General features: G+C 73.9%; 23 protein-coding genes. 14 read left to right on the top strand and 9 right to left on the bottom strand.

Annotated elements, in window-relative coordinates:
• Nucleotides 1-40 precede the first annotated feature (40 nt).
• Nucleotides 41-814, bottom strand: coding sequence for an alpha/beta fold hydrolase (locus ACFQ6X_RS17330; protein ID WP_383182280.1), 774 nt, complete (start codon nucleotides 812-814; stop codon nucleotides 41-43).
• A gap of 161 nt (nucleotides 815-975) precedes the next feature.
• On the opposite strand from ACFQ6X_RS17330, the gene ACFQ6X_RS17325 reads away from it, so the two are divergent.
• From ACFQ6X_RS17325 to ACFQ6X_RS17315, 3 genes are all read left to right on the top strand, one after another.
• On the top strand, nucleotides 976-3726 hold the full coding sequence (locus ACFQ6X_RS17325; RefSeq protein WP_383182278.1) for a LuxR C-terminal-related transcriptional regulator: 2751 nt from the start codon (nucleotides 976-978) through the stop codon (nucleotides 3724-3726).
• 289 nt (nucleotides 3727-4015) lie between these two features.
• Entirely contained in the window at nucleotides 4016-5374 is a 1359-nt protein-coding gene (locus ACFQ6X_RS17320; protein WP_383182276.1) for a PucR family transcriptional regulator, read from the top strand.
• 214 nt (nucleotides 5375-5588) lie between these two features.
• Complete coding sequence (locus tag ACFQ6X_RS17315; RefSeq protein WP_383182274.1) at nucleotides 5589-7187, top strand: cation acetate symporter; 1599 nt, start codon at nucleotides 5589-5591, stop codon at nucleotides 7185-7187.
• Between the two features lie 9 nt (nucleotides 7188-7196).
• On the opposite strand, the gene ACFQ6X_RS17310 is transcribed toward ACFQ6X_RS17315, so the two are convergent.
• A complete protein-coding gene (locus ACFQ6X_RS17310) occupies nucleotides 7197-7829 on the bottom strand; it encodes a TIGR03085 family metal-binding protein (protein WP_383182272.1) in 633 nt (210 codons plus the stop codon).
• 85 nt (nucleotides 7830-7914) lie between these two features.
• On the opposite strand from ACFQ6X_RS17310, the gene hisI reads away from it, so the two are divergent.
• The 11 genes from hisI to lgt all read left to right on the top strand — a co-directional run bounded on the left by hisI (nucleotide 7915) and on the right by lgt (nucleotide 16709).
• Nucleotides 7915-8295, top strand: coding sequence for a phosphoribosyl-AMP cyclohydrolase (gene hisI, locus ACFQ6X_RS17305; protein ID WP_383182270.1), 381 nt, complete (start codon nucleotides 7915-7917; stop codon nucleotides 8293-8295).
• Between the two features lie 11 nt (nucleotides 8296-8306).
• Entirely contained in the window at nucleotides 8307-9800 is a 1494-nt protein-coding gene (locus ACFQ6X_RS17300; protein ID WP_329212088.1) for an anthranilate synthase component I, read from the top strand.
• A gap of 14 nt (nucleotides 9801-9814) precedes the next feature.
• Nucleotides 9815-10474, top strand: coding sequence for a TIGR02234 family membrane protein (locus ACFQ6X_RS17295; RefSeq protein ID WP_383182268.1), 660 nt, complete (start codon nucleotides 9815-9817; stop codon nucleotides 10472-10474).
• 94 nt (nucleotides 10475-10568) lie between these two features.
• Nucleotides 10569-10820, top strand: coding sequence for an HGxxPAAW family protein (locus ACFQ6X_RS17290; RefSeq protein WP_351170787.1), 252 nt, complete (start codon nucleotides 10569-10571; stop codon nucleotides 10818-10820).
• Between the two features lie 82 nt (nucleotides 10821-10902).
• A complete protein-coding gene (locus ACFQ6X_RS17285; RefSeq protein WP_383182266.1) occupies nucleotides 10903-11424 on the top strand; it encodes a DUF2752 domain-containing protein in 522 nt (173 codons plus the stop codon).
• 116 nt (nucleotides 11425-11540) lie between these two features.
• A complete protein-coding gene (gene trpC, locus ACFQ6X_RS17280) occupies nucleotides 11541-12350 on the top strand; it encodes an indole-3-glycerol phosphate synthase TrpC (protein ID WP_329212096.1) in 810 nt (269 codons plus the stop codon).
• Nucleotides 12351-12358: 8 nt separating this feature from the next.
• Nucleotides 12359-12571 carry a tryptophan biosynthesis modulator TrpM gene (gene trpM, locus ACFQ6X_RS17275; protein ID WP_383182263.1) on the top strand — a complete coding sequence of 71 codons (213 nt, stop codon included), beginning with the start codon at nucleotides 12359-12361 and terminating at the stop codon, nucleotides 12569-12571.
• A gap of 139 nt (nucleotides 12572-12710) precedes the next feature.
• On the top strand, nucleotides 12711-13949 hold the full coding sequence (gene trpB, locus ACFQ6X_RS17270) for a tryptophan synthase subunit beta (protein WP_383182261.1): 1239 nt from the start codon (nucleotides 12711-12713) through the stop codon (nucleotides 13947-13949).
• Nucleotides 13946-14761: a tryptophan synthase subunit alpha gene (gene trpA, locus ACFQ6X_RS17265; RefSeq protein ID WP_383182259.1), complete on the top strand. Its 816-nt coding sequence runs from the start codon at nucleotides 13946-13948 to the stop codon at nucleotides 14759-14761. The genes trpB and trpA overlap by 4 nt, the downstream gene beginning before the upstream one ends.
• 69 nt (nucleotides 14762-14830) lie before the next feature.
• A complete protein-coding gene (locus ACFQ6X_RS17260; protein WP_383182257.1) occupies nucleotides 14831-15664 on the top strand; it encodes a thioredoxin domain-containing protein in 834 nt (277 codons plus the stop codon).
• Between the two features lie 76 nt (nucleotides 15665-15740).
• Nucleotides 15741-16709, top strand: a complete 969-nt coding sequence (gene lgt, locus ACFQ6X_RS17255; RefSeq protein ID WP_383182255.1) for a prolipoprotein diacylglyceryl transferase — start codon at nucleotides 15741-15743, stop codon at nucleotides 16707-16709.
• 95 nt (nucleotides 16710-16804) lie between these two features.
• Here the strand turns inward: lgt and ACFQ6X_RS17250 are convergent, their stop codons facing one another.
• The 7 genes from ACFQ6X_RS17250 to ACFQ6X_RS17220 are packed head-to-tail and all read right to left on the bottom strand — an operon-like array spanning nucleotide 16805 to nucleotide 24777.
• The gene (locus ACFQ6X_RS17250; protein WP_383182253.1) at nucleotides 16805-17626 is read right to left on the bottom strand and encodes an HpcH/HpaI aldolase/citrate lyase family protein; all 822 of its coding nucleotides are present in this window, start codon (nucleotides 17624-17626) and stop codon (nucleotides 16805-16807) included.
• A complete protein-coding gene (locus ACFQ6X_RS17245) occupies nucleotides 17623-18819 on the bottom strand; it encodes a CaiB/BaiF CoA transferase family protein (protein WP_383182251.1) in 1197 nt (398 codons plus the stop codon). Before ACFQ6X_RS17245 ends, ACFQ6X_RS17250 begins: the two co-directional genes overlap by 4 nt.
• Complete coding sequence (gene rbsK / locus ACFQ6X_RS17240) at nucleotides 18816-19700, bottom strand: ribokinase (RefSeq protein WP_383182249.1); 885 nt, start codon at nucleotides 19698-19700, stop codon at nucleotides 18816-18818. The genes ACFQ6X_RS17245 and rbsK overlap by 4 nt, the downstream gene beginning before the upstream one ends.
• Complete coding sequence (locus tag ACFQ6X_RS17235; RefSeq protein ID WP_383182247.1) at nucleotides 19697-21064, bottom strand: ADP-ribosylglycohydrolase family protein; 1368 nt, start codon at nucleotides 21062-21064, stop codon at nucleotides 19697-19699. Before ACFQ6X_RS17235 ends, rbsK begins: the two co-directional genes overlap by 4 nt.
• Complete coding sequence (locus ACFQ6X_RS17230) at nucleotides 21061-22254, bottom strand: ADP-ribosylglycohydrolase family protein (protein WP_383182245.1); 1194 nt, start codon at nucleotides 22252-22254, stop codon at nucleotides 21061-21063. The genes ACFQ6X_RS17235 and ACFQ6X_RS17230 overlap by 4 nt, the downstream gene beginning before the upstream one ends.
• On the bottom strand, nucleotides 22190-23569 hold the full coding sequence (locus ACFQ6X_RS17225; RefSeq protein ID WP_383182243.1) for an ADP-ribosylglycohydrolase family protein: 1380 nt from the start codon (nucleotides 23567-23569) through the stop codon (nucleotides 22190-22192). The genes ACFQ6X_RS17230 and ACFQ6X_RS17225 overlap by 65 nt, the downstream gene beginning before the upstream one ends.
• Nucleotides 23566-24777 carry an ADP-ribosylglycohydrolase family protein gene (locus ACFQ6X_RS17220; RefSeq protein ID WP_383182241.1) on the bottom strand — a complete coding sequence of 404 codons (1212 nt, stop codon included), beginning with the start codon at nucleotides 24775-24777 and terminating at the stop codon, nucleotides 23566-23568. Before ACFQ6X_RS17220 ends, ACFQ6X_RS17225 begins: the two co-directional genes overlap by 4 nt.
• Between the last annotated feature and the right edge of the window lie 178 nt (nucleotides 24778-24955).

Here is a 24955-nt window from a genome sequence, read left to right as displayed (position 1 = left end):
CGCGTACCGCGGTCCGGCCCCTCGTCGTGCTGCCCGGGCCTCAGCCCTCGGACAGGAACCGGGTGATGGCCCCGGCGAAACCCGCATCCCGTACGACGGTCAGATGGTCGCCGGGCAGCACGGTCAGCTCCGCCCCGGCGATCGCGTCGGCCAGCACCCCGGGACGTATCGCGAGAGGATCGTCCTCCCCGGCAAGGACCAGCGTGGGGACCTTGATCCGGTCCAGCGGCAGCGCGTCCCGGTGCACCGAACGGATCTGCGCCGCCAGCGCGAACCGGTCCGAGCCCGACACGTCGGCCAGCACCCGGAAGGCCCGTGTCCGCTCCGGGACATCGGACACGTCCTCGGCGGTGAGCGCGGCGGACACCAGCTCCGGAGGCATCGCACGGGTGTCCAGACCGCCCACCTCCACCGCGCCCGCACCGATCCCGCCGACCACGAGGCGGCTGACCCGCGTGTCGTCGGCCGCCGTGAGCAGCGCCACCACGGCACCCATGGAATAGCCCGCGACATGCACCCTTTCCGCGCCGATGCGGTCGATCAGCAGGCGCACATCACGGGCCATCAGCGACTCGCCGTAGTACGTGTCGCCGTGCGGCTTGTCCGAGTCGCCGTGACCGCGCGCGTCCAGGGCGTACACCCGGCGGCCCTGCGCGACCAGTGCCTCGACGACCCCGGGGCCCTCCCAGTTCAGCCGGGCATGGGCGGCGAAGCCGTGCAGGAGCACCACCGGGGGCAGTGCGCCGGCCGGGCTCCCGGACCAGGACCAGTACCGAAGGGTCAGACCGTCGTGTGTACGGAATTCATCAGTCATGCACCGACGTTACGGGCGGGTGCGGCACACCGGCCCGGGACTGTGCCCCCGCACAGCCCGCACCGCGTTCTGTTGGGAGCCCGCACCGCTACGGGCCGCCCCGGGCGGGGGAGCGGACGCGAACCTTCCGACGCTGTTTACGCGGAAGTAACGTGAAGAGCGTGACCCTAACGACGACCGTGCACAGTCCGCTCCGGCTGTACGGCCGCAGCGGTGAACTCGCCATCCTGGACACCCTCCTGGGGCGGCTGCGGGCAGGGGACGGTGGAGCACTCGTGCTCACCTCGCCCCCCGGCCTGGGCCGCACCGCCCTCCTGCGGCGGGCCGCAGCCGACTACTTCGCACGATGCGAAGGGCCCGTGCTGTACGCCTCCGCCGCCCCCGCCGAGGAACGCCTGCCCTACAGCGGACTGCACGCCCTGCTCTGCTCCGCGCAGGGCCCGCTGGCCGTCTCCCCCGACCGCGTCCTGCGCACCGGCATCACCCCCGGCGGCCTGCTCGGCCTGCTGCGCGGCCTCGGTGCCGAACGGCCGCTGCTGGTCTGCGTGGACGACGCCCACGCCTGGGACCCCGACTCGCGGGCCGCGCTCGGCTTCGCGGCACGCAGACTGGGCGCGGGCAGCCGGGTCGCCGTGGTGATCGGCGCCGCCGACGAGACCACCTTCGCCGGACTGCCCGCCCTGCGCCTCGGCCCGCTCGACGACGACGCGGCTGCCGCACTCCTGGACCGGCTCACCGACGCCACGGGCGACGTCGACCCGGTCGTCCGCAGCGAACTCCTGCGCGAAGCGGCCGGGAACCCCCGGCTGCTCGCCGGCCTCGTCGGCCGCCTGACCGCCGACCAGCTGGCCGGGCGCACCGCGCTGCCCTACCCGCTGCCCGGCGGCGAGAGCGTCCTCGACGCCCACGCCGCCCATCTCGACGGACTCGACCCGGACACCCACACCCTCCTGCTGCTGGCCGCGGCCGCGGAGGAACACGAACCCGACGGGGCGGGCGCGGACGCCGCCCTGCTGCTGCGGGCCGGAGCCCGCGCCGGGCTGGTCCCCGCCCATCTGGACCGCGTCCTGTTCGCGCCCGCGGGCAGCGCGGGTGCACTCCAACGAGCGGGCAGCCGCGTGCACTTCAGCCACCCGCTGCTGCGCCGCGCCGTCCTGCACAGGGCGCCGACGGCCCGGCGCAGGGCCGTGCACGAGCTGCTCGCCACCCTGCTCACCGGGCCCGGATCGCCCCCGCTGCCGGCGCTCGTCCAGAGGGCCTGCGCCGCACCCGGGCCCGACACCGCACTCGCCGGGCAACTCGTGGCGGCGGCCGTCGCCCCCCGCCCGCACGCGGAACGGTCGGCCGCGCTCGCGCGCGCCGCCGCGCTCTCCACCGACGACGCGCAGCGCGGCGCGCTCTTCGCGGCCGCCGCCGAACAGGCCCGGCTCGCAGGCGACACCGGCCGTGCCCGCGCCATGCTGGCCCGCGTCGGCGCCCACCCCGCCGGGGGCGTCGCACCCTACGTACGCGGCATGCTCGCCCTGCGCGACGGACCGGCGGCCGATGCGCGCGAGGCGCTCCTGAACGCGGCGGCACTGCTCGCGCCGCACGATCCGCGCCGCACCCTGGACGCCCTGTTCGGCGCTGCGGAGGCCGCGTGGGCCATGGGGGACGCCATCGCCTATCTGGACGCCATGAACCGCATCCCCGTCGCCCCGGCCGACCGGGCCACGGTCCAGTACCGCGCAGGGATGTGCGCCGTACTCGGCGGGCGCACCGTCGCGGGCCACGCCCTGCTGCGGTGCTGCCTGGACGGGGCGGACCGTGCCGAGGAGCCCGACGAGCTGTTGAGGGCCGCGGTCTCGGCCCTGGTGCTCGGCGAGGTCGACGCGGCCTGCCGGACGGGAGCCCGTGCGCTCGCCGCCGTACGCACCCGTGGGCCCGAGGCCCTGCTGCCGCACGCCCTGGAGAACCTCGCGTACGCCGAACTGCGGGCCGGACGGCACGCCAGGGCCCGTGCCCACGCACTGGAGGGCCTGCATGCCGCCCGGCGCACGGGGCAGCCCAACGCGGCCACCCATCTGCACGCCGTACTGGCGCTCGCCGCCTCGGTGGAAGGGCCCGCGGAGGCATGCGCGGCCCATGCCGACGCCGCACTGGCCGGCGCCGGTCCGCACGGCCTGACCCAGGCGGCGACCCTCGCCACCTGGGCGGTGGCCCGCGCGGACCTCGCGGCCGGACGGCCCGGCGAGGCGGCTGCCCGGCTCGGGCCACTGGTCCGGCCCGGACCGCGGATGGGGCACTTCGCCGTCCGGATGCTCGCCATCCCCTGCTACATCGAGGCGGTGGCCCTCTCCGGCCGGGCCGACGACGGCACGGACGGCCTGGCCGAGGCCGTCGAGGAGTTCGCACTGTGGACCTCCCGGACCACCGACCCGCAGGCCCCCGCCCAACTGGCGCGCTGCCGGGCCCTCCTGGCACCGCAGGAGGAGGCCGCCGCGCGGTACGAGGAGGCTCTGGCCCACCACGACCGTGCGGGCGGCGACTTCGAGCGCGCCCGCACCCAACTGCTCCACGGCCAGCTGCTGCGGCGCAGGCGCCGCACCCGTGAGGCCCGCGGCCCGCTGCGCGACGCCCTGGTCGCCTTCGAACGCTGCTCGGCCCGCGCCTGGGCCGACCGGGCGGGCGGGGAGCTGCGGGCGGCCGGGGAAGCGGTGGACGTGCCCGACCAGGGCGGGGCGGGGCCGCTCGCCGGACTGACCCCGCAGCAGCAGCGGATCGCCCGCTGTGTGGCGGAGGGTGCCACGAACCGCGAGGTGGCGGTGCGGCTCTCGGTGAGTCCGCGGACGGTCGACCACCACCTGCGCAACGTGTTCGCGGCGCTGGGGGTCAGGTCCAGGACCGAGCTCGCCAGGCTGCTGGACCGCTAGGACCGTGGACCGCCAGGACCGCTCGTCCGGATCATGCCGGGCCGCTTGTGGCGGTCCCGCCGCAGGTCCGAGGGATGTCGCGGGCCGGGCGGGGCGTGCCGGCACCGCCCGTGCGACGTCGAGGTTGCAGGACCGTGATGAGAAGAACGCCGCAGACCCCTAGGTACCGACCGGGCGGTATGCCATTCTGCGGGCGTCAGGATCATTCGGTGTGCGCCCGCCCAATGGCGGGCCGGGCGCGCACCGGGCCGGCATTTCCGCAGTCGGCCGATTCCCGGTGGAGGCCGCCATGCCACAGGTCGTACGTTCACGGATCAGGGCGCTGCACGGGCCGCCCCCCGTAGCACCGCTGCCGCACCGCTTCCGTTCCCTGGCCGACCGTGAGGCCATCGCCGTACTCCACAGGGCCGCCCACGTGCTGCTGGAAGCGCTGCCGGAGCTCACGGACCGGCTCGTCGAGCAGCTGCGGGAACAGGAGCCGGCCTACCGCACGGCCATCGAGAGCGACCCCGCCGAGATCTGGCAGGAGGTCCACCACTCCCTGCGCCACAACGTCGCCTCCCTGATCCAGCCCCGGGAGTTCCGCGAGGCCGCCCACCGCACCTCCCGGTGGATCGGGGAGACCCGCGCCGAACAGGGCGTACCGCTCGACGCGGTCCTGCACGCCTTCCGGATGGGCGGGGCGATGGTCTGGCAGGACCTGGTCGACGAGACGGCGCGGCGCCACCCCGAGGACATCCGGCTGCTCGTCCATGTCGCGGCGGACGTCTGGAACTTCGTGGACGAGCACTGCGGAGTGGTGGCCGAGGCGTACCGTCAGGCCGAACGGCGCCTCACCTGGCGCCGCGAGAACCAGCAGCGGCTGATGACGTCGGCCCTGCTGGACGGCACAGCCCGGATAGCCGACCTCCCGGACGCCGCGGCCATGCTGGGACTGCCGGTGCACGGACGGTACGCGGTGCTCGCGGTCGCCACCGCGCGCCGCGCCCCGCACGGTACGTCCCAGCCGCCGCTGACCCTCCCCGAGGGGACACCGGTGCTCTGGCACGCGGGGGCCGACGCCGAACTCGCGATCCTGCCGCTGGGAGCCGGGCCGGTGGCGGCCGACCCGGCCGTCCCGCGCGAGGGCGACACGGAGACCGCTGTCACCGACGGCGGGATGTCCGAGGCTCCGGGACCGGACGAACTCGCCTCCGTGGCAGCCGAACTGACGGCTCCGCCCGGGACCCGGATCGGGATCAGCTCCGTGGTCGACGGGCTGGCGTCGGTCGGTGACGCGCGGCGCCTCGCCGAGACCGCGCTGCGCGCCTGCCCGGCGTCCGGCGGCACGGTCCTGCTCGACGAGCACCTGCCGACCGCCCTGGTCGTCTCCTCGCCCGGACTCGGCACCGCCCTCGCCGGCCGGGTACTCGGCCCGCTCGACCGGCTGGACCCCGCGGACCGGGACGTGCTCATCGAGACGCTGACCGCATGGCTGGACTCGGACGGTTCGGCGCAACGGGCGGGGGCGCGGCTGTACTGCCACCGCAACACGGTGCTGAACCGGCTGCGGCGCTTCGAACAGCTGACGGGCCGCTGTCTCACACGGCCCTCCGACGCGGTCGAGGTGTCCCTGGCGCTGGCGGCGCGGCGGCTGCTGGGCGGCTGAGACGCGGGGGAGGGGGCGGGGGCCCTGCGCGGGCCCCGCCCCCTCGACTCCGGTCCCCGCCCCTCACCTTGTGCGGAAGCACAGATCCGCCCCGCGAGGGCTGTACGGGCGCCGCGCCCCGGACCCGCCGCCTGTTCCCCGCCCGCCGCACCTGATGCCCTGGGCCCATGCCATCAGTTGCCCCTTTCAAGGCCCTACCGGCGGAGCCACCGCGGTGAGCGGCGCGGTCGACGCCCGGTCCCTGGCCGTGGTCATCTTCCTCGCGTTCGTCGCCGTGTCCCTGCTGCTCTGCGGTCTCGCCGCAGCGGACCAGGACGACCCCGAGCACTTCTACGCGGGCGGCGGAGCCTCGCTCGGCCCCGTCGGCGGAGGGCTCGCCATCGCCGGGGACTACGTCAGCGCCGCCACGCTGCTCTCCACCACGGGGTCCGTCGCGCTCGCCGGCTTCGACGGTGTGCTCTTCGCGCTGGCGACCGTCGCCTCGCTCGTCCTCGTCATGCGGGTCTTCGCCGAACGCCTGCGCCGCAAGGGCGTGTTCACCCTCGGCGACTTCCTCGCCGACCAGCTCGGGGACGGCTCCGTGCGCCGGGCGCTGGGCGTCGCCACCCTCGTCGTGCTCGCCCCGCTCCTCCTGGTGCAGCTGACCACCGCCGGACACGTCATGACGGCGATGTTCGGGCTCCCCGAAGGAGCGCTCACCGGCTGCACGGTCGCCAGCGGCGCGCTGATGGTGTGCTACTCCGCCTTCGGCGGCATGCGCGGCACCGGCTACATCCAGATCCTCAAGGTCGCCGTCGTGCTGGCCGCCGTCACCCTGCTCGCGGGCCTGGTGCTCGCCCGCTTCGGCTGGTCCCCGTTCGCTCTCTTCGACGCGGCCCAGGAAGGCAGCAAGGCGGGCGGCGCCTACGCGCGCCCCGGGCTCCAGTTCGGCCACGGGTTCGCCGGCAGCCTCGACCTGATCGGCTTTCAGCTCACCCTCGTACTCGGCGCTGCCTGCATGCCGCACATCATGATGCGGCTGCACCCGCTGCGCGACGCCTGGACCGCGCGCCGCGCAGCCGTCTGGTCCGTGGCCCCGGTCGCCGTCCTGTGCACCGGGATCGTCATCGTCGGGCTCGGGGCCTCCGCCCTGCTGGGCCGGGACACCCTGCGCGCCGCCGACCCGGCCGGAGGCACCGCCCTGCTGATGGTGACCGGCGTGCTGGACCCGGGCGCGAACGGGCCGCGCGACAGCCCGCTGTTCGCCCTCGTCGCCTGCGCCGCCTTCGCCACCACCCTGGCCGCCGTGGCCGGCATCACCCTGGCAGCCGCCTCGACCCTCGCCCGCGACTTCGCGGCGAAGGGCGCCCAGGGCGCCGGAAAGGCGTCCGGCAGGGAGATCCGCCGTGCCCGCCTGGCGGTGCTCGGGATCGGCGCGCTCGCCGTCCTCCTCTCGGCGTACACCCACGAACGCAACCCCCAGGTGCTGCTCTCCCTCTCGTTCGCCGCGGCGGCCTCGATCCTGCCGCCCGTCCTGCTGTACGCGCTCTTCCGCCCCGGGTTCAACGCACGCGGGGTGCGCTGGACCGTGTACGGAACGCTTCCGCTGATCGTCGGCCTGATGGTCCTGTCACCCGCGTTCTCGGGCACACCCATCGCACTGTTCCCCGAATGGAACTTCCACGTGTTCCCGCTCCAGACACCGGGCCTGATCACGATCCCCGCCGGGTTCCTCCTCGGACTGCTCGGATCCAGGCCCCGGCCGGACACCCCGCGGGAAGGCCCCCGGCACCGGGCCCGCTGGGTCCCCGTACAGGCGGGACGTGACGCCTGACCCGGCCGGCTACAGCCCCAGCTCCGCCGTGTGCAACCGGGCCAGCGCGTCCTTGTCGCCCTCCAGCTCCACCCGCGCGGCGTCCTGCCGGCCCGCGGCGAACAGCAGCAGCTCACCCGGCTCCCCGGTGACCGTCACCACCGGGGTGCCCTTGTGGGCCACCACCGTCTGGCCGTCCGGGCGGCGCAGCACCAGTCCCACCGGGGCCCTGCGGCCCAGCATCCGGGCCGACTTCTCGGTGCGCGACCACAGCACATCGGCGAAGACCGGGTCCAGGGTCCGCTGCGACCAGTCGGGCTGGGCCCGGCGCACGTCCTCCGCGTGGATGTAGAACTCGACCGTGTTGGCCGCCTCGTCCAGCTGCTTCAGCCCGAAGGGCGACATCCGCGGCGGACCCGTACGGATGAGCTGGATCAGTTCCTCGTACGGCTTCTGGGCGAATTCGGCCTGCACCCGCTCCAGCCGGTTCTTCAGCGCGCCCAGCACGATCCCGCCCGCCGCGTCCGCGCGGCGCTCACGTACCACCACATGGGCGGCCAGGTCCCGGGTCTTCCAGCCGTTGCACAGGGTCAGAGCTTCGGGGCCCGCCGCTTCCAACAGGTCGGCGAGCAGAAGACGTTCACGCTTCGCATGGGTCGACATGCCCGCCAGCGTACGACCGACGCCCATGGTCCGCCCAGTGGACGCACACCCGGACGGCCGTCCCCGGCGCGGCACAATGGGGCGCATGACCAGCACGCCCGGCACCACCCCCGCCAGCAACCTCGACCCGGCCATCGCGGCCCGCCTCAAGCGCGGACCCGACGGACTGGTCCCGGCCATCGCCCAGCAGTACGACACCGGCGAGGTGCTCATGCTCGGCTGGATGGACGACGAGGCGCTGCACCGCACCCTCACCACGGGCCGCTGCACCTACTGGTCCCGCAGCCGCCAGGAGTACTGGGTCAAGGGCGACACCTCCGGCCACATCCAGCAGGTCCGGTCCGTAGCCCTGGACTGCGACGCCGACACCGTCCTGGTGAAGGTCGACCAGACCGGTGCCGCCTGCCACACCGGTGACCGCACCTGCTTCGACGCGGACGTCCTTCCGCTCACCCCGTCCCAGTAAGGTCAGCCGCCATGGATCTCGAGACCTTCCGCAAGCTCGCCGTCGAGCGGCGCGTCATCCCCGTCAGTCGCCGGCTCCTCGCGGACGGTGACACCCCGGTCGGGCTCTACCGCAAGCTCGCGGACGAGCGCACCGGCACGTTCCTCCTCGAATCCGCGGAGAACGGCCGCACCTGGTCCCGCTACTCCTTCATCGGAGTGCGCAGCGCCGCCACCCTCACCACCCTGGACGGCCGGGCCCACTGGCTCGGCACCCCGCCCGTCGGCGTCCCCGTCGACGGGGACCCGCTGCAGGCCCTGCGCGCCACCGTCGAGACCCTGCACACCCCGCGCGACCTGGTCGGCGACGACGGCCTGCCGCCGTTCACCGGCGGCATGGTCGGCTATCTCGGGTACGACATCGTGCGCCGGCTGGAGAAGATCACCGAGCACGGCGGCGACGACCTGAAGCTCCCCGAGCTGACGATGCTCCTCACCTCGGACCTCGCCGTGCTCGACCACGGGGACGGCACGGTCCTCCTGATCGCCAACGCCATCAACCACAACGACCTGGACACCGGGGTCGACGAGGCGTACGCCGACGCCGTCGCCCGGCTCGACGCCATGGAACGGGACCTGTCCAGGCCGGTGGAGAACGCCCCCGCCGCCCTGCCGCCCTCCGAGCTCCCGCCGTACACCGCGCTGTGGGGCGGCCCCGCATACCAGGACGCCGTCGACGACATCAAGGAGCGCATCAGGGCCGGCGAGGCCTTCCAGGTCGTGCCCTCCCAGCGCTTCGAGACGCCCTGCACGGCAAGTGCCCTGGACGTCTACCGGGTCCTGCGCGCCACCAACCCGTCGCCGTACATGTACCTCCTGCGCTTCGACGGCTTCGACGTCGTCGGCTCCAGCCCGGAGGCGCTCGTCAAGGTCGAGGACGGCCGGGCCATGGTCCACCCCATCGCCGGGACCAGGCACCGCGGCGCCACCCCGCAGGAGGACCAGGCGCTCGCCGACGAGCTCCTCGCCGACCCGAAGGAACGCGCCGAGCACCTGATGCTCGTCGACCTCGGCCGCAACGACCTGGGACGGGTCTGCGAACCCGGCAGCGTCGAGGTCGTCGACTTCATGTCCGTCGAGCGGTACTCGCACGTGATGCACATCGTCTCCACCGTCACCGGGCGCGTCGCCGAGGGCCACAAGGCCTTCGACGTCCTCACCGCGTGCTTCCCCGCGGGCACCCTCTCCGGCGCACCCAAGCCGCGCGCCATGCAGATCATCGAGGAACTCGAACCGACCCGCCGGGGGCTGTACGGCGGCTGCGTCGGCTACCTCGACTTCGCGGGCGACTCCGACACCGCCATCGCCATCCGGACCGCCCTGCTCCGCGACGGCACCGCGTACGTCCAGGCGGGAGCGGGCGTCGTCGCCGACTCCGACCCGGTCGGCGAGGACACCGAGTGCCGCAACAAGGCCGCCGCGGTGCTCCGCGCCGTGCATACGGCGAACCGGCTCCGGTCCCACTGAGGCGGTAAGGGATAGTGGGGTACGTGAGTGCTGTCCCCGTACCCCAGCCCCGTGCCCGTGCCGCCTCCGCGCCCGACAGCGCAGGAAGCCGCCGCAGCCTGGGCGCCGGCCTGCTCCTCGGGGCCGCCGGCGCCACCGTCGTCCTCCTCGCCTCAGGGCAGAAATGGGCCGAGGGCACGGCAGCCGTCGGCGGCGGCACCCTGCCCCTGACCGCGGACGGCCAGGACGTCACAGGCCTCCCGGCGGCCCTGGCCGTCGTCGGCCTGGCCGCCCTCGTAGCCGTCTTCGCCGTCCGGGGCGGCGGCCGGACGATCGTCGCGGGACTGCTGGCCCTCAGCGGCCTCGGCGCCGGGCTGAGCTCCTACATCGGCGCCTCCGACAGCGCCGCCCTCGACGAGAAGGCCGCCCGGACCACCGGCAACACCTCGGCCACCATCGACGCGCTCAGCCACACCGCCTGGCCGTACGTCACGGCCGTCGGCGGACTGCTGATCCTGCTCGCCGGGCTGCTCGCCCTGCGGTACGGCAGCCGGTGGCCCGCCATGTCGGGACGGTACGAGCGCGACGGCACCCCGCGCCCCCGCAAGGCCGCCCCCGCCGCCCCGGATCCCGACCGGCCCGAGGACCTGTGGAAGGCCCTGGACCGCGGCGAGGACCCGACGCGCGAGGCATGACCCCCAGGCTCGGCTCCACCCGCACGTACGGGACAATGGCAGCGAGCTTTCTGTACAGCGATACCTTCAGCGCAACACCAACGAGGAGCAACTCATGGCGGGCAGCAGCCACGGACACACCCCGGCCGCCTGGACCGGTGTCATCATCGCCTTCATCGGCTTCTGCATCGCAGGCGTCTTCATGGTCGCGGCGAACCCGCTCGGCTTCTGGGCCGGACTGGCCGTCATCGCCGTCGGCGGACTCGTCGGTCTCGCCATGAAGGCCGCGGGCCTCGGCATGCCGAAGGAGTCGGCCGAGCTGGCGGCGGCCAGGGCCCGTGCCGGAGAGGCCCAGACCACCTCCTGACCGCACGCCGGTCCACAGACACGACACGAGGCGCAGCCCGGACCGGGCTGCGCCTCCGCGTACGAGCGGGGACAATCAGCGCGTGGACGCCTCAGCTTCTCCCGCCGCCCCGGACCCGGCCCCCGTACCCGGCACCCCCGGACCGCCGCACCCCCGCCCTGCCGCGGCCGGACCCGAGCCCGTGTCCGCCCCTGCCACCGCGCCCGTGAGCCGGCTCAGGCGGCTCGCCGCCCCGGCCGGTGCGATGGCCGTCGTCGTCGGCGCCTTCGGCTACGTGGCCACGGTCGATCCCAACGAACCCGGTCACTACCCGGTCTGCCCCATGCTCCGGTTCACCGGAGTGTTCTGCCCCGGCTGCGGCGGGCTGCGCAGCGCCCACGCCTTCGCCCACGGCGACATCGCCGCAGCCCTCGGCTCCAACGCCCTGGCCGTCGTCGGCTACGCCGTCTTCGCCGTGGTGTGGCTGCTCTGGATGGTCCGCGCAAGCCGGGGCGAGCCGCTGCGGATCGCCCTCGCCCCCGCCTACTGGTGGGGGGTCGGAGCGGCCCTGCTGATCTTCTCCGTCGTCCGGAATCTGCCGTTCGGGTCAGGCTTGGCGCCCTGAATGCCCAGGTAGTGGGACGTACCGCCGCCGGATGCGAGCCCATCGCCCTCCTGCGGATACCATCGAGATGGCTGATCCTGTTCCCTCATACACCGTTCCGGAAGGGGGCCGCTCGCGTGAGTGTGCTCGACGAGATCATCGATGGCGTTCGCGCCGACCTCGCAGAGCGGCAGGCGCGCGTCAGCCTCGACGAGCTCAAGGAACGCGCAGCCCGCGCTCCTCGGGCCAAGGACGGAGTCGCCGCCCTGCGCGGCGAGGGCGTGACCGTCATCTGCGAGGTCAAGCGTTCCAGCCCCTCCAAGGGGGCCCTTGCCGCGATCGCCGACCCGGCCGCGCTCGCCGCGGACTACGAGGCAGGCGGCGCGTCCGTCATCTCGGTCCTCACCGAGGAGCGCCGCTTCGGCGGCTCCCTCGCCGATCTGGAGGCCGTCCGCGCCAAGGTGGACATCCCGATCCTGCGCAAGGACTTCATCGTCACCTCGTACCAGCTGTGGGAGGCACGCGCCTACGGCGCCGACCTCGCCCTGCTGATCGTCGCCGCCCTCGACCAGGAGGCCCTCGTCTCCCTGATCGAGCGCGCCGAGTCGATCGGCCTGACGCCGCTCGTCGAGGCGCACGACGAGGAGGAGGCGGAGCGTGCCGTGGACGCCGGAGCGAAGATCATCGGTGTCAACGCGCGCAACCTGAAGGACCTCAAGGTCGACCGCTCCACCTTCGAGCGCGTCGCCCCCGAGATCCCCGACCACATCGTGAAGGTCGCCGAGTCCGGCGTCCGCGGCCCGCACGACCTCATCGCCTACGCCAACGCGGGCGCCGACTCGGTGCTCGTCGGCGAGTCCCTGGTCACCGGCCGGGACCCGCGGTCCGCCGTCGCCGACCTGGTCGCCGCAGGCGCCCACCCGGCCCTCCGGCACGGACGGGGCTGACCCGCACCGTGTCCGACCGTCCCGCGCCCCGCATCCGGCCGGGCCTGCGCCCCGCCGGGGCGACGGCCCGGGACCCCCACGCGCCCCTGGCCCGCGGCTGCCGGCCGCGGGGCTGCCGCGCCCCCGCCCGGCGGGTGCACGGCCGCCGCGTCCGCTATGTGATCGGCGACGAACCGGGACAGGTCAACGGCATGCGATGGCGCACGGGGTCCGCGCCGTAGCGAGCCCCGGCCGTCGCATCCCTCCCCCCACCGGGAGGTCCGCACGTCCTACCGCACCGACCGCTCACCGGCCGGCGCGGTGCTCCGCCCACGGCGCATACGGTGAACCCACCCGTTGCAAGGTCGAGGAGCACGTCGCATGTCGTCCGACTTCTTCATTCCGGACCCCGAGGGTCTGATTCCCAGCGCCGAGGGGTACTTCGGCGCGTTCGGTGGCAAGTTCATCCCGGAGGCGCTCGTCGCCGCCGTGGACGAGGTGGCCGTCGAGTACGACAAGGCCAAGGCCGACCCGGCCTTCGCCGCCGAGCTCAACGAGCTCATGGTCAACTACACGGGCAGGCCCAGCGCGCTGACCGAGGTCCCGCGCTTCGCCGAGCACGCCGGAGGCGCACGGGTCTTCCTCAAGCGCGAGGACCTGAACCACACCGGCTCGCACAAGATCAACAATGTGCTGGGCCAGGCGCTCCTCACCAAGCGCATGGGCAAGACCCGGGTCATCGCCGAGACCGGCGCCGGTCAGCACGGCGTCGCCACCGCGACCGCCTGCGCCCTGTTCGGGCTCGAATGCACCATCTACATGGGTGAGGTCGACACGGAGCGGCAGGCGCTGAACGTGGCGCGCATGCGGATGCTCGGCGCCGAGGTCATCGCCGTGAAGTCCGGCTCCAGGACCCTCAAGGACGCCATCAACGAGGCGTTCCGCGACTGGGTCGCCAACGTGGACCGCACGCACTACCTCTTCGGTACCGTCGCGGGCCCCCACCCCTTCCCGGCGATGGTCCGCGACTTCCACCGGGTGATCGGCGTCGAAGCCCGCCGCCAGATCCTGGAGCGGGCCGGCCGGCTGCCGGACGCCGCCGTCGCCTGTGTCGGCGGAGGCTCCAACGCCATCGGCCTCTTCCACGCCTTCATCCCCGACGAGAGCGTCCGGCTGATCGGCTGCGAGCCCGCCGGACACGGCGTGGAGACCGGCGAGCACGCGGCGACCCTGACCGCGGGCGAGCCCGGAATCCTGCACGGCTCACGCAGCTACGTCCTCCAGGACGACGAGGGACAGATCACCGAGCCGTACTCGATCTCGGCCGGCCTCGACTACCCGGGCATCGGGCCGGAGCACGCCTACCTGAAGGACGTCGGCCGCGGCGAGTACCGCGCGGTGACGGACGACGCCGCCATGCAGGCGCTGCGCCTCCTCTCCCGCACCGAGGGGATCATCCCGGCCATCGAGAGCGCGCACGCGCTGGCCGGTGCGCTGGAGGTCGGGCAGGAACTCGGCAAGGACGGGCTGATCCTGATCAACCTGTCCGGCCGGGGCGACAAGGACATGGACACGGCCGCGCGGTACTTCGGCCTGTACGACCAGGAGGGGGAGAAGTGAGCGGCAACCGAGAGCTTCTGGACGCGGCACTGGCCAGGGCGGCAGCCGAGGACAGGGCCGCGCTCATCGCGTACCTGCCCGGTGGCTTCCCGACGGTCGACGGCGGCATCGAGGCGGTCAAGGCCGTGGTCGCGGGCGGGGCGGACATCGTCGAGGTGGGCCTCCCGCACAGCGACCCGGTGCTCGACGGGCCGGTCATCCAGACCGCCGACGACATCGCGCTGAAGGGCGGCGTCAAGATCGCCGACATCATGCGCACCGTCCGTGAGGCCTACGAGGCCACCGGCGTCCCGATCCTCGTCATGACGTACTGGAACCCCATCGACCGGTACGGCGTGGACCGCTTCACCGCCGAACTCGCCGCGGCCGGCGGAGCCGGGTGCATCCTGCCCGACCTGCCGGTCCAGGAGTCCGGACTGTGGCGCGAGCACGCCGAGAAGCACGGTCTCGCCACCGTCTTCGTCGTCGCACCGAGCAGCAAGGACGCCCGCCTCGCCACGATCACCGCGGCGGGCTCGGGCTTCGTGTACGCCTCCTCCCTCATGGGGGTCACCGGCACCCGTGAGTCGGTCGGCGAGCAGGCCCAGGAGCTGGTGCGCCGCACCCGCGCCACGACGGACCTGCCGGTCTGCGTCGGGATCGGGGTCTCCACCCGCGAGCACGCCGAACAGGTCGCCGGCTTCGCCGACGGCGTGATCGTCGGCTCGGCCTTCGTCAAGAGGATGCTGGACGCCCCCGACGCGGCAGCCGGACTCGCCGCCGTCCGCGCCCTGGCCGGCGAGCTGGCCGAAGGTGTTCGAAAGCGCCGGTAGTCGTCATCCGTACGGGTGGACATGGGACCGGGGAGGCGCTCACGTGCCTCCCCGGTTCGTTTGCGCGGTGTGAGCGACAAGAACCATGAGCCAAAGAGAGCCGCACGCGACCGGCTCGTACAGCAGCGTGAGCTGGACCGGGCGCGGGAGCGCCGCAGGCGCACGCTGATCGTCGCGACCGCCGTGGTGGGCGTGCTGGCGCTGGCTGCCGTGATCGGCCTGATCGCCGCCAACGCGGGCAAGAACGACACGGACAGCGAGGCCGGACCCGCGGTCACCCCGTCCGGCGCGTCAGGCAAGGACGGTCTGGCCCTCCAGGTCGGAGCGGACGACGCGCCGTCCACGCTCACGATCTGGGAGGACTTCCGCTGCCCCGTCTGCGCCCAGTTCGAGGAGGCCTTCCGGGGCACGATCGCGGAGCTCGCCGACAGCGGCCAGATCAAGGTGGAGTACCACCTGGCCACGATCATCGACGGCAACCTCGGCGGCAGCGGATCACTGCGGGCCGCCAACGCAGCGGCCTGCGCCCAGGACGTCGGCAAATTCGCCCCGTACCACGACGTGCTCTACCGCAATCAGCCGCCGGAGACCGATGACGCCTTCGGCGAGAACAGCAAGCTGATCGAGCTCGCCGGCACCGTGGACGGACTGGACACGCCCGCCTTCCGCAGCTGCGTGGAGGACGGCACGCACGACAGCTGGGTCGAGAAGTCGAACACCGCCTTCGGCAAGGGCGGGTTCCAGGGGACTCCGACCGCGCTGCTCAACGGTGAGTCGATCTTCCCCAAGAAGGGCGACGAGGAGATCTCCGTGGCGAATCTCAAGAAGTGGGTGGCGGAGGCCAACAAGGGCAAGGAACCGGGCACGGTCGGGGCGACGCCCTCGGGCTCCGAGCCGTCCTGAGGGCCCGGCCCGTTACCCAGAAGTTGCCGGACGGCTTGCCTCACGTCCCGTCCGGCAAGGTAGCGTCGACCCCGTCATGAACCTTGCCTTCATTCCCAGCCCGTCGACCGGCGTGATCGAGCTCGGCCCGATCCCGCTCCGCGGCTACGCGTTCTGCATCATCATCGGTGTCTTCGTCGCCGTCTGGTTCGGCAACAAGCGCTGGATCGCCCGCGGCGGCCGAGCCGGCACCGTTGCCGACATCGCCGTCTGGGCCGTGCCCTTCGGCCTCGTCGGCGGCAGGCTCTACCACGTCGTCACCGACTACCAGCTGTACTTCAGCGACGGTGAGAACTGGGTCGACGCCTTCAAGATCTGGGAAGGCGGCCTCGGCATCTGGGGCGCGATCGCGCTCGGCGCCGTCGGCGCCTGGATCGGCTGCCGCCGCCGCGGAATCCCGCTGCCCGCCTGGGCCGACGCGCTCGCACCCGGTATCGCCCTCGCCCAGGCGATCGGCCGCTGGGGCAACTGGTTCAACCAGGAGCTGTACGGCAAGCAGACGGACGTGCCGTGGGCGGTGAAGATCAGCGAAGGCCCCAACCGGGTGGCGGACACCTACCACCCGACCTTCCTGTACGAGTCGCTGTGGTGCATCGGTGTCGCGCTCCTGGTCGTCTGGGCGGACCGCCGGTTCAAGCTCGGACACGGACGGGCGTTCGCGCTGTACGTGGCGGCCTACTGCACGGGCCGTGCCTGGATCGAGTACATGCGCGTCGACGAGGCGCACCACGTGCTCGGACTGCGGCTCAACGTATGGACCGCGATCATCGTCTTCGTCCTCGCGGTGACGTACTTCGTGATCTCGGCGAAGCTGCGCCCCGGACGCGAGGAGATCGTCGAACCGGCCGCGGTCGACCTGTCGAAGGACAGCGGCAAGGACAGCGGGACCGCTGATTCCGCCGAGGGTGCCGACAGGCCCGAGGCCGCCGACACGTCCGACGCCCCCGACGCGCAGGCGAAGGAGCCCGAGGGCGACGACGCCCCGCAGACGGCCGACAAGAGCTGACGCACCTGGAGCCACCCGAAGGGGCCGCCGGACCGCACAGGTCCGGCGGCCCCTTCGCGTGCCCCCGGCGGCCCGGCACCCGGGCCGACCGGGCCTCATGCCACGCGGCCCGCCAGCGCCAGCGTCCGCTGCGCGGTCGCCACCACCGCCGCGTCGACGAACCTCCCGTCCGGCAGCGCCATCGCCCCCGCCTGCGCCCGCGACGCCTCCACGATCTGTTCCGCGGCCTCGACCTCCCGCGACGTCGGCCGGAACGCCCGCTCGATGACAGGCAGCTGCCGGGGATGGATCGCCGCACGTCCGAGCAGTCCCAGGCCCCGCCCGTGCGCACAGGACGACCGCAGCCCGGACAGGTCCTTGACGTCCGTGAACACCGACATGGCGGGCGGATCGAGCCCCGCCGCCCGTGCGGCGACCACGAGACGGCTGCGCGGCCAGTCGAGCCCGGCATCGTCCCGTACCCCCAGGTCGGCCCGGAGATCCGCCTCGCCCAGTGCCACACCCCGCACGTCGTGATGGGCGCTGGCGATCGAGTACGCGTGCTCGATCGCCATGGCCGACTCCAGCAGCGGATACAGCGCAACCCCCGGCGCCAGCGCCGCGACATGGTGCACTGAAGCCGCATGGGTGATCTTGGGGAGCCTCATCCCGGACAGCCCGGGAAGCCCTGCCAGAGCCTTGACGTCGTCCTCACCGTGGACCCGGACATGGACGGGTACGGCCGACGCGTCGGCCGTACCGGGATCGGTGAGCAGCTCCGCGGTCGCCGCCCGCGCGTACTCCTTGCGGTCCGGAGCGACCGCGTCCTCCAGGTCGACGATCACCACGTGCGCGCCCGAGCCGAGCGCCTTGCGGACCACGTCCGGCCGGTCCCCGGGCACGTACAGCCAGGTCAGCGCGACCGCCCTGGTGCTCACAGCGCCCCCTCGTCCCGCAGGGCCGCGATGCTCGGGGCCGACAGGCCGAGCCCGGCCAGGATCTCGTCCGTGTCCGCGCCGTGCGGACGCCCGGCCCAGCGGATCTCCCCGGGGGTCTCCGAGAGCCGGAACAGCACGTTCTGCATCCGCAGCGGCCCCAGCTCGGGGTCGTCGACCTCGGTGATCGTGCCCAGCGCCCGGTACTGCGGATCCTCCATCACGTCCCGGACGTCCTGGATCGGAGCGATCGCGGCCTCCGCCTTCTCGAACGCCGACACCGCCTCCTCCCGGGTGCGCCGGGCGATCCAGTGGCCGACGGCCTCGTCGAGTTCGTCGGCGTGCTCGGCGCGCGTGGTCCCGGCGGCGAACCACGGTTCGTCGATCAGGTCCGGGCGGCCCACCAGGCGCATCACGCGCTCGGCGACCGACTGGGCCGAGGTCGAGACGGCGACCCAGTGGCCGTCGGAGGTCCGGTAGGTGTTGCGCGGGGCGTTGTTGCGGGAGCGGTTTCCCGTACGCGGCTGGACGTAGCCCAGCTGGTCGTACCAGAGCGGCTGCGGCCCCAGGACCGTCAGGATCGGCTCGATGATCGCCATGTCGACCACCTGTCCCGCCCCGGTGCGGTCGCGCCCGGCCAGGGCCGTCATCACCGCGTACGCCGTGGCGAGCGCCGCGATCGAGTCGGCGAGCCCGAACGGCGGCAGGGTCGGCGGCCCGTCCGGCTCACCGGTCACGGCGGCGAAGCCGCTCATCGCCTCCGCGAGGGTGCCGAAGCCCGGCCGGTGCGCGTACGGGCCGAACTGGCCGAAGCCGGTGACCCTGGCCAGTACCAGCCGCGGATTGACGGCGCGCAGTTCCTCCCAGCCCAGCCCCCAGCGCTCCAGCGTCCCCGGCCGGAAGTTCTCGATGATCACGTCGGTGTCCGCCGCCAGCCGCAGGAGCACGTCCCGGCCGCCCGGGCAGGACAGGTCGAGCGTCAGGGTGCGCTTGTTGCGGCCGAGCAGCTTCCACCACAGACCCACCCCGTCCTTCGCGGGACCGTGCCCGCGCGACGGGTCGGGCTTGCGCGGATGCTCGACCTTGATGACCTCGGCGCCGAAGTCGCCGAGCATCGTGGCCGCGAGCGGTCCGGCGAACAGGGTGGCGATGTCCAGGACCCGCAGGCCGGCGAGAGGTGCGGTCGTCGTACTCATGCGGCATCGATCTCACTGCGGTACGGCATGGACGTGGAGGCACCGGGTCTCTGTACGCAGAGCGCCGCGGCCGACGACGCCCAGGCAAGCGCCTCGGGGACGGCCCTGCCCTCGCCGAGCGCCACGGCCAGCGTCCCGACGAACGTGTCACCCGCACCGGTCGTGTCGACGGCGGTCACCTCGGGCGCCGGGAACAGGACGGCTTCGCCTCCCCGGGCCGCGTACAGGCACCCCTTCCGGCCGAGCGTGATCACGACCTCCGGGACCTGCCGGAGCAGGATCTCCGCGGCCGCGTGCGGCTCGTCGCACCCGGAGAGCGCCGCCGCCTCGTGCTCATTGGGGATCAGCAGGTCGACGGCGTCCAGGAGTTCGGACGGCAGCAGCTGTACGGGGGAGGGGGTGAGGATCGTCCGTACTCCCCGGGCCTTCGCGGCCCGCGCGGCCTCGGTCACCGCGCAGAGCGGGAGTTCCAGCTGGAGGAGCAGCAGACCCGCGGCGGCGATGGCGGCGTGCTCTCCCGGGCCGAGCGCGGTGACGGTGCCGTTGGCGCCGGGGATCACCACGATCGCGTTCGCACCCTCGTCGTCGACGACGATGTGGGCGGTGCCGCTGGGACCGGCGGCCGTGTGCAGCAGGTCCGTGTCCACGCCCGCGTGCTCCAGATTCGTCCGCAGCCGCGAGCCGAACTCGTCGGTCCCGACCGCGCCGATCATCACCACCTCACCGCCCGCGCGGGCCGCGGCGACGGCCTGATTGGCCCCTTTGCCGCCGGGCACGGTCCGAAGCTCCCGTCCGGTGACGGTCTCCCCGAGCGCGGGCGCGCGGGCGACGTAGGTGACTAGGTCCATGTTGGTGCTGCCGAGCACCGCGATCGCTGTCATGGGCGGCATACCTCCTGGTGGGTCAGTTCGGCGAGGGTGTCGAAGCCGATGGAGTCGAAACCGGGGACGGATGTGGCGAGCCGGTTCTTCAGCGGGCCGGTCCAGTGGTCGGGAAGCGCGGTGGGCCGCCCGGCCAGCAGCCCCGCGAGCGAACCGGCCGTCGCACCGTTCGAGTCGGTGTCCCAGCCGCCGGACACGGCGCAGCCGATGGAGCGGCCGAAGTCGCCGTCGGCGTGGGTGAGCGCGGCGGCGAGCACCGCGGCGTTGGGCAGGACGTGCACCCAGTGGTGGGTCGCCCCGTAGGCGGCGTGGAGCCGGTCCACGACCGTGTCGAAGTCCGGTTCGGCACGGGCGCTCGCGATCCCGAGGCGCACCGCGTGCGCGTACCGGGAGCGGGGCGGCACGACGCGCAGTCCGGCCGCGAGACACCCGTGCACATCCGTCTCGCCGCCGGCCGCCTCGGCGAGTGCGGCCGCGGTGAACATCGCCCCGTACACCCCGTTGGCCGTGTGGGTGAGCACCGCGTCCCGGTGCGCCTGCTCGGCGGCGGCGGCCGGGTCGGCCGGGTGCGTCCAGCCGTGCACATCGGCCCGGATCTGGGCGCCGATCCATTCGCGGAAGGGATTGCGGTAGCGGGCCGTCTCCGGCGGCTCGATGCCGTCGAGGAGATTGCGGTACGCGATGCGCTCCGCGGTGAAGAGCCGGCCGGCGGGGAGTGCGTCGAGCCAGAGCCGGGCGAGGTCGGCCGTGCTGAAAGCGCGTCCGTGGCGCTGGAGCAACAGCAGGGCGAGAAGAGGGTGGTTGAGGTCGTCGTCCTCGGGCATGCCGTCGATGTTCTCGGCGAGGGAGGTGGTGGCCGAGCGGCGGTTCCACGGGTAGGCGGCGGCCAGTTCGCCGGGCAGGCCACGGGCCGTGAACCAGGTGGTGAGAGGCCAGTTGCCGGTGGCCTGCGCGAGGGAGCGGATGCCGGCGAGGGGCAGCTTCTCCACGGGCTTGCCGAGCAGGCAGCCCGCGGCCCGGCCCAGCCAGGCAGCGTGCAGCCGCTCGGGTCCGAGAACGACGGGCCGGGTGCGGGGGGCCGGCCAGCGGGGGCAGGCGTCCCGGATCGCCGCCAGGCCCGTCGGCTCGACGTCCGACAGCGGGCTCTCCAGCAGGGCGAGTTCGTCGAGCAGCTGTGCGGCCAGTGCGCGCATCCGGGGCACCGCGGGAAGTTCCGAGGCGCCGGCGCGCTCCGGAGCGGGGGCGCCGCCGGATCCGTACCAGCGCTCCTCGATGTCCCGGGCGTCCCGGCCGTCCTGCGCCGCCTGCCGCAGCTCGTGCCCGACCAGGTCCTCGGGCTGAACCCACGTCAGCCGTACGGTCATCGCGGGCCGGCCAGCGTCGCGAACGCCGACTCGTGGGCCCGGCGGCGCGCCGTGTCCCGTACGAAGACCTCGCGGGCCACCTCCGTCAGGACCCGTGCCGGGGCGTGCAGATCGAGGCGGCTGGCGTCGGCGACCGTTTTCACCCAGGCGGTAGGGATGGCCTGCTCGCCGTGGAGCGCGCCCGCGATCGCGCCGCTCATCGTCGCGATCGAGTCGCAGTCCCGGCCGTAGTTGACCGAACCGAGCACCGTGCGGCGGTAGTCGCCCCCGCCCACGAGCAGCATGCCGAGCGCGACCGGCAGTTCCTCGATGGAGTGCAGCCGGGAGGGCCGCCGGGCACCGAGCGAGGGGTCGCGGTAGTCGGGGCCCACCGTGTCGAAGGGGGCCACGGCCTCGCGCAGGGGCACCAGCGCGGACTCGAAGTCGCTGTACCCGGCGGCCACGTCGCACACCGCCTCGATCGCCGCACGCGTCCCGTCCTTCGCCAGGGCGAGACAGGTTCCGACGACGGAGGAGGGCGTGGCGTCCGGGACGCAGGCGGCGGCGACCGCGGCGGCGAGGACCCCGGCCGCCTCCCGTCCGTACGAGGACTGGTGGGCCCCCGCGACATCCAGCGCCTCCGCGTACGCGGCCTCGGGATGGGCGGCGTTCACCAGGCCGACCGGCGCCATGTACATCGCCGCCCCGCAGTTCACGATGTTCCCCGAGCCCGCCTCGCGCGGGTCGGCGTGGCCGTAGTGCAGCCGCGTGACGATCCACTTCTCCGCAAGGAAGATCCGCTGCAGCGGCAGCGCCTCGGCCTCCAGCTCCGGGATCCAGCGGGGACGGGACATCAGATCCGGTACGAGGTGGTCCGCGACGGAGTACGCGTCCAGGTGATCGCGCACCGTGCCGTAGACCCGCACCAGCGCATGCGTCATCAGGGTGTCGTCGGTGACGTGCCCGTCGCCCTTGTGGTACGGGGCGATGGGGCGCGCGGTGCGCCACGCGTCGCCGTGCCAGGGGCCGACGATGCCGTTCACCCGGCCGCCGTGGCGCTCGGCGATCTGCTCCGGGGTCCAGCCCTCGACGGGGCCGCCGAGCGCGTCACCGACGGCGGCGCCGACGAGTGCGCCGGTGATCCGCTCATCCAGGGTGAGCGTCGTGGTGGTCGTATCTGCCGAGAACGGTGCGGGTGTTTTGAGTGTCATGCCGGGATTGTCCACCCGTGGTGGCCGGTTCCGTGGCTGCCAGCAGCCCGGCGAGTTCGATGAGATCGGTGCCGGCGAGGCGGGGCAGCGCACACCCCGCCAGCGTGCGGCAGGCCTCGCGCCAGCCCGCGGGAATCGTGCCGGCCCCGCCCAGTGCCCCGGTCAGCGCCCCGGCGAGGGCGGGCGCGGAGTCGGCGACCCGGGACAGGCAGGCGGCCGCGGGCACGGCCTGGGCGATGTCGCCCCGGGCGGCGGTCGCCAGGGCGAGGGCGACGGGCACGGTCTCGGCCGCGGCGATCCCGTAGCTGTAGACGTGGTCGACGATCTGGTGCTCCAGAACGGGGACCAGGGCGAAGGCGCCCGCCGTCTCGTCGGCGAACTCCCGGGCCAGGCGCACGGCGTGGACCGCGTTGCGGGCGATCTCGGTCCCCTCGGGAAGCTGTTCGAGCGCGGCGTTCACCGCTGTGTCGACGTCCGCCCCCGCGAGCGCCTCGGCGATTGCCGCGGCAACGGCACGGGCGCCGTGCACGCCGTCGCCGTCCTGCGTGTACCGGGCGTCGAACTCGGCGAGTCCGGCCGCCGCGGTGGGATCGCCCGGGTGCACGACCGCGAGGACGGCGGCCCTGACGCAGGCCGCGTCGTCGAAGTAGTGCGGGTTGTCGTGCCCGGTGGCGGGCGGGCGCAGTCCGGCGGCGAGGTTGCCGAGTCCGGCCCGTACGGAGATCCGGGCGCGGAGCGGAAGAACGGCGGACTCGACCTCCGGCGCCCGGGCACTCGCGGCGGCGACCTTCGCCGCCAGGGCGTTCCAGGACCGGTCGATCGCGTCCCGCATCCGGTGGCCGGGGGAGAGGCCGGGCGCGTGGTCGGCCGCGGCGGCCAGCACCGTCCGGGCGGCGAACGCCGCCCACTCGGCATCGTCGGACGGACCGAGCCTGAGGGGCTCGGGCGGCTGGTTGAGGGCGATGGGTACGGGCAGCGTCGTCGTCGCGTTCTGTTCGGCGAAGGTGTCCAGCTCCCGGGTGAGCCGCCGGGTCCACTCGGGCATCCGCGCCGCCCGGTGCCGCGCGGCGGGCCACCCGGCGGCGTCCCCGGCCGCCAGGCCGAGGAGCAGCCCCTCGATCCGGGCCTGCCGGCCGGGTGCGGTGCGCGCCCGGGGGCCCTTGGCCGACGGCCTGCCGGCGGGGGGACGGGCGGCCGGCTCGGCCGTGATGTGGATGGCGACGCGGTGGGGGGCCGCGTCCGGCGGGGCCGAGTCCGGGACCGTGGGCCCCGGGGTGGGCGAGGTGTCCCCGGCGGCCCCGTCCGCGGCGGTCATCGGGTGGCTCCGTGACCGGTGGCGACGGAGGGGGACGTGGGCCTGGCTGCCGGTCCGGTCCGCGGGGTACCGGTCTCGTCCCGTGGAGGCGACCCGGCAGGCTCGTACCAGGAGGAGGCCGGGGCGGGGCGGTCCCGGACCGGTGCGGGCGCACCCTCCGTGTCCTCCGTGTCGTCCGGGGTCAGCAGCTCCGCAATGTCCAGGACGTGGTACCCCCGCATCGACGGCAGACAGCTGCCCCGCACCGGGCCGATCTTCGACGCCCACTCCTGCGGGATCGCCGACGCCCCGTGCAGGGCGCCGGCCAGCGCACCCGCCACCGCCGCCGTCGTATCGGCGTCCCGGCCCATGTTCACGGCCGTCAGCACCGCCGTACGGAAGTCGCCCCGCGCCGCCGTGAACGCGCCGAAGGCCAGCCCCACCGCCTCCGGTGCCAGGTCCGTCCACGGGTAGCCGCCGATCACCACCGCGGAGCGCACCGCGCGTTCCCTCGCCAGCCGGTCCGGGTACGGGCGCTGCGCGGCCGTGACCGCGCGCCGCAGCGAACGGGCGGTCCAGGAGTCCATCGGTACGACCGAGAGCGCGGCCGCGATCACCGAGGCGAGCCCGGCCCCCACCATCGCGGCGGCCACCCCCGCCGCGACCGCCTGGCCGCCGTAGATGCCCTCCCCCTCATGGCTGACCCGGCCGTCGACCGCCACCAGCCGTGCCGCCTCCGCCGGCCGGCCCGCCGCGAACACGCCGAACGGCGCCGCCCGCATCGCGAGGCCGTCGCTCCAGGCATGCCGGTGCTGGGCGGAGATCGGGGCGGCGAGCCCGCGCCGCAGGTTCTCCAGCGTGCCGCGCTCACTGAACCCGGCACCGCGGAAAGGGCCCTCGTCGAGGTCGGCGATCCAGTGGTGCCAGGCGCGCTCGACGTGCGGAACCGTCAGCGCCGAACCGTGCCTGGCCAGCAGCAGCCCCGAGAAGATCGCGTACTCGGTGTCGTCCGTCCCCGCCGGGTCGTCGCTGACGAAACCCTCGATCCGGCCCCAACGGCGACGGATCTCGGAGGGCCGCATGTTCTCCGCCGGGGCACCGAGGGCGTCGCCCACCGCGAGCCCCAGCAGCGCCCCACGGGCCCGGTCACCCGTACCGCCGGGCGAACCGGGTTCCCCGGCACCCCTGCCCGCCGGCGGCTCCGCCGGACTGCCTGCCATCAGCTCCATCGCGTCGACCCTTCGTTCGCACAGGGCAGTTCACCGCCTGTGCGAACCACCTGTGCGATCTGTCCCACGCCGAGACCCGCACGAGGCGGATCACGACCACAAAAGGGCCACACGGATGACGCCGCGAAGGAGGGCTCTGAGGCAGGTAAGTACGGCCTTCCTTGCTGGCGGGAGCCCT

Source organism: Streptomyces sp. NPDC056452 (assembly GCF_042796085.1).
Taxonomy (GTDB): Bacteria; Actinomycetota; Actinomycetes; order Streptomycetales; family Streptomycetaceae; genus Streptomyces.
This window is presented reverse-complemented; position numbering and strand designations above follow the sequence as displayed.

Coding starts and splice junctions, on each gene's coding strand:
- ACFQ6X_RS17300 (WP_329212088.1), top strand. CDS start 8,307: ATGGATCTCGAGACCTTCCGCAAGCTCGCCGTCGAGCGGCGCGTCATC.
- rbsK (WP_383182249.1), bottom strand. CDS start 19,700: ATGACAGCGATCGCGGTGCTCGGCAGCACCAACATGGACCTAGTCACC.
- ACFQ6X_RS17225 (WP_383182243.1), bottom strand. CDS start 23,569: ATGACCGCCGCGGACGGGGCCGCCGGGGACACCTCGCCCACCCCGGGG.
- ACFQ6X_RS17290 (WP_351170787.1), top strand. CDS start 10,569: ATGGCGGGCAGCAGCCACGGACACACCCCGGCCGCCTGGACCGGTGTC.
- lgt (WP_383182255.1), top strand. CDS start 15,741: ATGAACCTTGCCTTCATTCCCAGCCCGTCGACCGGCGTGATCGAGCTC.
- ACFQ6X_RS17220 (WP_383182241.1), bottom strand. CDS start 24,777: ATGGAGCTGATGGCAGGCAGTCCGGCGGAGCCGCCGGCGGGCAGGGGT.
- ACFQ6X_RS17235 (WP_383182247.1), bottom strand. CDS start 21,064: ATGACCGTACGGCTGACGTGGGTTCAGCCCGAGGACCTGGTCGGGCAC.
- trpB (WP_383182261.1), top strand. CDS start 12,711: ATGTCGTCCGACTTCTTCATTCCGGACCCCGAGGGTCTGATTCCCAGC.
- ACFQ6X_RS17330 (WP_383182280.1), bottom strand. CDS start 814: ATGACTGATGAATTCCGTACACACGACGGTCTGACCCTTCGGTACTGG.
- hisI (WP_383182270.1), top strand. CDS start 7,915: ATGACCAGCACGCCCGGCACCACCCCCGCCAGCAACCTCGACCCGGCC.
- ACFQ6X_RS17320 (WP_383182276.1), top strand. CDS start 4,016: ATGCCACAGGTCGTACGTTCACGGATCAGGGCGCTGCACGGGCCGCCC.
- ACFQ6X_RS17310 (WP_383182272.1), bottom strand. CDS start 7,829: ATGTCGACCCATGCGAAGCGTGAACGTCTTCTGCTCGCCGACCTGTTG.
- ACFQ6X_RS17245 (WP_383182251.1), bottom strand. CDS start 18,819: ATGAGTACGACGACCGCACCTCTCGCCGGCCTGCGGGTCCTGGACATC.
- ACFQ6X_RS17230 (WP_383182245.1), bottom strand. CDS start 22,254: ATGACACTCAAAACACCCGCACCGTTCTCGGCAGATACGACCACCACG.